The sequence below is a fragment of the Flavihumibacter sp. CACIAM 22H1 genome, assembly GCF_001601815.1.
In the GTDB taxonomy this organism is placed as follows: Bacteria; Bacteroidota; Bacteroidia; order Chitinophagales; family Chitinophagaceae; genus Flavihumibacter.
On sequence record NZ_LUKG01000009.1, the window covers coordinates 1 to 6,587 of the forward strand.

The window sequence follows — 6,587 nt, forward strand, 5'->3', positions numbered from 1 at the left end:
TGGGTGAAGATATTTCGGGCCACTCAAAATTGGTAGCAGCCTCCCGTAAGATCTTATTGCAGGCAATACAATACATACGGCCGGGCATGAAAGTGTCGGAGCTGGGACGGTTTATTGACCTGTCTGCTAAAAAGGAAGGCTATCGGGTGATCCGCAACCTAACCGGGCATGGTATCGGACGTAACCTGCATGAGTACCCCCATTCAATTGCTAATTATTATGATCCGTATAATCGCGACCGGTTTAGAAAAGACATGGTGGTTGCGATTGAAACTTTTATTTCTACCGGTGCAACCCAGGCAAAAGAATTAAAGGATGGTTGGACGCTGGTAACGGGCGATGCCAGTTATGTAGCACAGCATGAACACACGATTGTAATTACCGATAAGCATCCGCTGATTCTTACAGCTGACAATGAAATTTAACGCCGTCTGCTCCTTTTTGCCAAACGACTTACTACCGTATCCAGTTTTGTCTGCTGACTGTCTTTGCAGATGGCTCTGACCTTTCGGAAATGCTCGTAATTATTCAGGGTTACCTGTTTTTCAAAGCCGGCCATTTTGGTGGCAATTTCTAATAAAAGGGAATCGGGTTGTGGTTCAAGTTTCAGGTTCCTATAAAGGGCTTCCCGGTTTATCCGAATAGAATCATTCAATTCTTTATTTTTTTTATTGACGGTTTCCCATAGCTCGCGGAACGCGTGTTTTTGGGTACTGTCAAAACCAATTTCCTTTGCCATATACTCCACCGGCGACCACTCGTTTTTGGAATTGCCTTTTCTTTTATCGTCTTTTCCAAAAAAATAAACTCCCAGCAAAACCAGGTTACTGATTAACAGGACAGCAATTACAATTATTAAGGTTTTGTTTTGCATAGCTATCAGGGTTGATTAATGCCATTCTCCAGGATATTGGAGGGCTGGAAACTGTAATCCTGCGCTAATGTTACCAGTTGGTCATTCAATTCTTCAGTGCCTTTTTTATTACTGGTAATTGTCAGAATATTCAAAATAATGATCACTGCAACCAACCCGATTGCCACAACAGGTCTGGATAAAAAAGCGGCTATCCAGCTCCAGGAGCTAAGCTCCTGGTCTAATTTTGCCCGGATGCGGGTATACAGGTGGGGGTTGGCGCTGGCTCTTTCCAGCCCATCAAGGCTGCTAAGGGTAGCTGCTACCTGTTCCTGTATGTTTTTCTTTTTATTCATGTTTGTGTGTTTGGTAATAGTTGGTCAATGTCTTCTGCAAATTGGATTTTGCCCGGTGCAATAAGGCTTCCACTGCGCCTTCTGTTGTTTCCAGTACCGCTGCAATTTCCTTAAGTGTCAATCCTTCCATCTTCTGCAAACTGTACGCCACTTGTTGCTGTTCAGGTAGTTTTTTTATGGCTTTGAACAACAATTGTGCCTCCTGTTTTTTTTCCAATTGAACACCTGGATGAACAAAGTCGCCCGGGTCTGTTGCTCCATTTTCTGCAGTGCCAAAAATTGGCGTTATCCAACCGAACCTTTTTTTTCGTTGCTTTTTCCGGATCAGGTCCAGCGACTGGTGAACGGCAATTTTAAATAACCAGGTTTGGATACTGGATTCTCCTCTAAACCGGTGAATCGATTTCCAGGCAATGATAAACACTTCCTGGGTAATATCCTCTGCATCCTGCGCCTGTTGAACCAGTCCCAATGCGGTATTATAAATCCTGTCTTTCCAGTCCTCCACCAATTGGTAAAAAGCTGTTTCTTCTCCCTTCCGGAGCCGTTCTATAAAGCTGGGGTCTGTCACGCTCAGGTAATTTCTTTCCGGGTTTCGACCCCAAATTACCGGTTAATTCATAGAATCGCCAAATCCTCCCGGGCCGCCGAATCCGCCAAATCCTCCCGGGCCACCAGGGCTGCCAGGTCCCCAGGGACCCTGACGCCGCTGTGGTGCCGATGCTTTTCCAAAATTCTTTATCCTATAGGTAAAGGTTAGCATAAAATACTGGGTAAGTACCTGGGTTTGGTTATCCTCAATATAATTGGCTGCAATGGTTCTGCTGATGCTTCTGTTTTGTTTTAATAAATCAAAAACAGACAAACGGATTTCCCCTTTCTGTTCTTTCAGGAATTTTTTTCCGACACCCATATTCCATAACCAGAAATTCTGGTTAAAAGCAGCTGTTAATCCCCGGTAAAGCTGGTTGTTTATGTCTGTATTAAAGATCCACCCGTTTTTGCTGAGCAGGTTCAGGCCCAGGCCGGCCGACTGGCTGAAATAATTATTGTTCAATGATTGTTGAAAACTGTTTTTTACCGTGCTGTAATTGGCATTATAATTTACATTGAAATCAACAAATTCACTGATGTTGCTGGCAATGATCATGCCTCCATTCCAGGTGGTATTCCGGGCAATATTTGATACATTATTAATAATGCCAGGTGTTTTGGAGAAATTTCCACCCAGGTTAAATGTCAGGTTTGATTTAATGGCTTTGAAGGGAAAGGAATACGTGAACATGGTGTTGGTTGCCCAATAGCCGTTGAGGTTAACCGGCTTCGATAACTGTGCACCTTCGCGTAGTAGTACGGTTGGTGTTAGCAACGAATCAGAAAAGGCGGTGTAAGTAGCATTGGTTATATAGTTGTCGGCCTGGTTAACAAAAAAGTTGATGAAAAAACTATTTCCTTTCCGGCTGTTGGTATAGGTATACCGGCCGCCCAGCCTGTTTGCTACAGATTGTTCCAGTTCCGGGTTACCGGTATTCAGGAATAATGGGTTGGTGTTATTGATTACATTCTGTAACTGGTTAACCGAGGGGTTATTGGTACTACTGCGATAAAAAATCCGGATATTACTTTTATCGCCCAGTTTTTTACGAAAAAAAGCATTGGGCAGCAGGTTGCTGAAGGTTTTTTTCAGGTTCCCCGTTTGCGGATAGGTCTGGTTATTATCCAGTGTGGTATGTTGTGCATCAATGCCAATATTCAGGTTCATATCCCTGTCTCCGATCCGGTAGGTTATGCCTCCCCTGTGTGTTGTGATTTCATTGATAAATACATTGGATAAGCTGGTGTCGAGGATGCTGAACTTATCCGTTGCGTTATCAAATCCCCAGGTACGCTGATCAGCATCGTTTTTAGAGTAGGAGGGGTTATAGCTGAACTGTAATTGCCCTCGTTTGCCAATTGGTTCCGTGTAGGATATATTGGCAGAAAGGTTTTGTCCTTTTGAGTCTGATAATTGCTGTTGGAGCAGTGAGTCGTTGTTTGCTATGCCTCCTTTGTAAAATGTGGAGATGGCTGAAACATCTTTCTGGCTGTTTCGGTCGTTGAAACCGGTGGTGAGGCCAAGTGAAATAGACCTGCCTTTTTTTCCAAAAGAATGGCGATAAAGCAGTGTGTTGTTAAATGTGTAACCATTTCCGGTAGTACGGTTACGGTTTTCTGTTTCGCTGATCAGGTCCTGGTTTTGTTGCCGCTGAACGCCAGAAATAGTATTCTGGATATCATTTTGCTGGTAGCTGAAACTTGGTATAATCAGCAAGGTATTATTAGAGTCAATTTTATATTCCATTCGCATGTTGATGCGATGGTTGGTGTTTTTGTTTTCGCTCAGCGATTGTTCAGCATAAAAAGTGCTGCTGTCGGGCGTAATAAATTGTTCACGGTTAGAGCTGGAGTTGTTTTCATTATTGGCATTATTGAAAAAATAACTACCGCTGACATTGAAATTTTTGCCCCAGAGATCGCTGAAATTTACGCCCAGTGCATTGGTTTTGGTGATGCCATTGGCACCCTGTACCTGAAAATTTCCGCCGCCCCTGCCTGCGCCACCACCCCGGCCGCTTCCTCCACCGGAAAGCCCGAGCATATCAGAACTGGAAAAATTTTGTTGGTTGATATTATTGAACAACCCAACTACTGAAATACGTCGTTCTTTATTAAAAAAGTTTACAGCTCCCCCGGCCTGGTAGCGGTTGTCGGTTCCATATCCCCCGTAAACCCGTCCAAACTGCCCTGCTCTTCGGTCTTCTTTGGTTATGATATTAATGGCTTTGTATCCCTGCCCATCATCAAACCCGGTTAACTGGGCCTGGTCACTTAACCGGTCAAAAACCTGGATTTTATCTACTACATCAGCAGGCAGATTCCGGAGTGCTGCTGTTGCATCATCGCCGAAAAATTCGCGCCCATCCACGGTTACTTTACGCACCTGTTCGCCCTGGGCTTTTACCTGTCCGTTTTCGATGGATACACCGGGCATTTTTTTAACAAGGTCTTCCACATTGGCGTCCGGATTTACTTTAAACTGGCTGGCATTAAACTGCACCGTATCGCCTTTCTGCTGGGCCGGGGGGGTAACTGCTTTCACGATAACTTCTTCGAGTTGCTCATCGCCTTTTTTCATCCGGATGGTTCCCAGGTTGGTTTCTCCGCCCTGCAGGGTAAGCAGTTTTTCGAAGGGGGCAAACCCAATAAAGGAGACGGTTAATTTGTAGGAGCCATTGGGTATTTCTGCCAGGCTGAAACTGCCTGTTTTATCAGTAACTGCATTTTTACTGAAATTTGTGTTGCGTAGTTGTACCGTGGCTCCTGTAAGGGGCGTTTTTGCCGTACTGTCTTCCATTTTTCCGGAAATGCGGTTTTGCGCCGATGCGGTTGTTCCTAGTCCAATAGTCAGTAAAAGTCCGAGAATATACTTCATAGTAATTGATCTGTGAACTATTAGACGTTACTACGAAACAAATCCTACGGGCTTTTTTATTTTTTTTAAAGATCGCCTGTTTTGGATTGCAGCATCCGCTGTGAACTATAAATACCGGTATGCCCGCTGAAATAATATGCAATAAAGCAGGCAATGGCATATAACAGGAAATATTCTCCGCCAAAGAGTTCCAGCCCCATGATTGTACAGGCAATGGGGGTGTTGGTAGCGGCTGCAAAAACGGCTATAAAACCAAGGCCGGCCATCAGGTCAATAGGGGCGCCCAGTAAAATTGCCAGGGTATTTCCAAGCGTTGCCCCTATAAAAAAAAGAGGCGTTACTTCACCTCCTTTGAATCCCATTCCAATTGTAATTGCGGTGAATAAAAGCTTCCAGGCGAAACTAAACTGCTCGGCTCCGCCCAGGCTGAATGCCGCACTTATGGTAGTAACGGAAGGGTCTGCGTTCCAAACACCTAGTCCGAGGTAAGCTGAGTTACCTGGAATTAAACTCAGTCCAATAATCAGTAAACCGCCTGTCATGGGAATCATCCAGGCCCTGGGTACCAAGAGGTTGGAAGTCTGTTTAACGAGTTGGGTAAGTTTGCTAAAGCAGGCGCTCACCAAACCTGCTGCCAGGCCCAATAGAATTACTTTGCCTAAAAGCAGCGAGGAGGGCAGCCAGTTGGATGGATCAATGCGAAGAAAGCTGCCGGGTGCTATAGAATACCCAACATGCCCAACTCCCCAGTACTGGCAGGTGATGTCTGCCAGGAAACTGGCAATCAGGCAGGGTAGTAAGGCGGTATGAATAATTTGTCCAAGCAGCAGCACTTCCAGCGCAAATAGGGCACCGGTTACCGGTGTTCCAAATACGGCACCAAAACCTGCAGCCATGCCACAGAGTAAGAGGGTTCGCCGATCCTGGGTAGAAAGACGGAATGGTTTAGCCAAGGCATCGGCTATGCTTCCTCCCATCTGAACCGCGGTTCCTTCACGCCCGGCCGATCCGCCAAACAGGTGGGTAATAAGGGTGGCAATCAGTACCAGCGGAGCTAACCTGAGCGGAACGCCGGCACCCGGTTCATGAATTTCATCCAGGATTAGATTATTGCCTTTTTCCGTCCGCTTTCCTGCCAGGTCATAGAGAAAGTAAATGAGTACACCTGCAGCCGGCAAAAAAGCCAGTAACCAGGGAAATTTTAACCGAACCAACGTCAGTTCATCTAAGGACCATAAAAAAAAGGCAACCAGGCTTCCGATGATGGTGGCCAGTGGAATAGCCAGGATTGTCCAACGTACAAGAAACCAGGTAATGCCGATTTGTTCAAAATATGCAAAACTTTTCTTCATGCTGTCCGAATATAACGCAATTATTGTGGGCGAGGAAGAATCAGCCAACAGATTCCTTTTAGTGATTTATATTTGAAGGGTTCCATCAAAGGATATCTGCGCTTATGCATATACCATCCTATCTAAATAAAGGCGATACCATCGGGTTGGTTTGTCCGGCTGGTTTTATGCCAGAAGAAAAATGGCAGACTTGTGCGCAGCGGCTACAGGACTGGGGATTTCTTGTAAGGCCGGGGGCTACCATGTATAGTAAGTCATCCAATTATTTTTCCGGCACGGATGAAGAACGCCGGTTAGACCTGCAGCAGATGCTGGATGATACTGCTATTAAAGCCATCCTCTGCGGGCGCGGTGGGTATGGCATGGGCCGTATTATTGATCAGCTCGATTTTAAAAAATTCCTTCGTTCTCCGAAATGGATAGCAGGGTTTAGTGATATAACCGTGTTGCATGCACACCTGAACCGCGTGCACAAAGTAGCCAGTTTACATGCACCTATGGCTGCGGCATTTAACGAGGGGGGCGAGGATAACCCCTATGTATTATCGCTTCGC

At 45.4% G+C, this 6,587-nt stretch carries 7 protein-coding genes; 2 read left to right on the forward strand and 5 right to left on the reverse strand.

The annotated features are described in order from the left end of the window. On the forward strand, positions 1 to 425 hold a 425-nt coding region (locus A1D16_RS04495; protein ID WP_290708046.1), incomplete at its 5' end, for a M24 family metallopeptidase. Here the strand turns inward: A1D16_RS04495 and A1D16_RS04500 are convergent. The 5 genes from A1D16_RS04500 to A1D16_RS04520 form a co-directional block, all read right to left on the reverse strand. Beyond that, positions 422 to 874 carry a hypothetical protein gene (locus tag A1D16_RS04500; RefSeq protein WP_290708048.1) on the reverse strand — a complete coding sequence of 151 codons (453 nt, stop codon included), beginning with the start codon at positions 872 to 874 and terminating at the stop codon, positions 422 to 424. The genes A1D16_RS04495 and A1D16_RS04500 overlap by 4 nt on opposite strands. 5 nt (positions 875 to 879) lie before the next feature. Beyond that, positions 880 to 1,209: a hypothetical protein gene (locus tag A1D16_RS04505; RefSeq protein WP_290708050.1), complete on the reverse strand. Its 330-nt coding sequence runs from the start codon at positions 1,207 to 1,209 to the stop codon at positions 880 to 882. Further along, a complete protein-coding gene (locus tag A1D16_RS04510) occupies positions 1,202 to 1,780 on the reverse strand; it encodes an RNA polymerase sigma factor (protein WP_290708051.1) in 579 nt (192 codons plus the stop codon). The genes A1D16_RS04505 and A1D16_RS04510 overlap by 8 nt, the downstream gene beginning before the upstream one ends. A gap of 42 nt (positions 1,781 to 1,822) precedes the next feature. After that, complete coding sequence (locus A1D16_RS04515; RefSeq protein WP_290708052.1) at positions 1,823 to 4,681, reverse strand: TonB-dependent receptor; 2,859 nt, start codon at positions 4,679 to 4,681, stop codon at positions 1,823 to 1,825. 65 nt (positions 4,682 to 4,746) lie between these two features. After that, complete coding sequence (locus A1D16_RS04520) at positions 4,747 to 6,033, reverse strand: voltage-gated chloride channel family protein (protein ID WP_290708053.1); 1,287 nt, start codon at positions 6,031 to 6,033, stop codon at positions 4,747 to 4,749. A gap of 104 nt (positions 6,034 to 6,137) precedes the next feature. On the opposite strand from A1D16_RS04520, the gene A1D16_RS04525 reads away from it, so the two are divergent. Then, on the forward strand, positions 6,138 to 6,587 hold a 450-nt coding region (locus A1D16_RS04525; RefSeq protein WP_290708054.1), incomplete at its 3' end, for an LD-carboxypeptidase.

What these genes read in the sequence shown, in the direction of transcription:
- A1D16_RS04500 (WP_290708048.1), bottom strand. Translation starts at nt 874, where the DNA reads ATGCAAAACAAAACCTTAATAATTGTAATTGCTGTCCTGTTAATCAGT.
- A1D16_RS04505 (WP_290708050.1), bottom strand. Translation starts at nt 1,209, where the DNA reads ATGAATAAAAAGAAAAACATACAGGAACAGGTAGCAGCTACCCTTAGC.
- A1D16_RS04515 (WP_290708052.1), bottom strand. Translation starts at nt 4,681, where the DNA reads ATGAAGTATATTCTCGGACTTTTACTGACTATTGGACTAGGAACAACC.
- A1D16_RS04520 (WP_290708053.1), bottom strand. Translation starts at nt 6,033, where the DNA reads ATGAAGAAAAGTTTTGCATATTTTGAACAAATCGGCATTACCTGGTTT.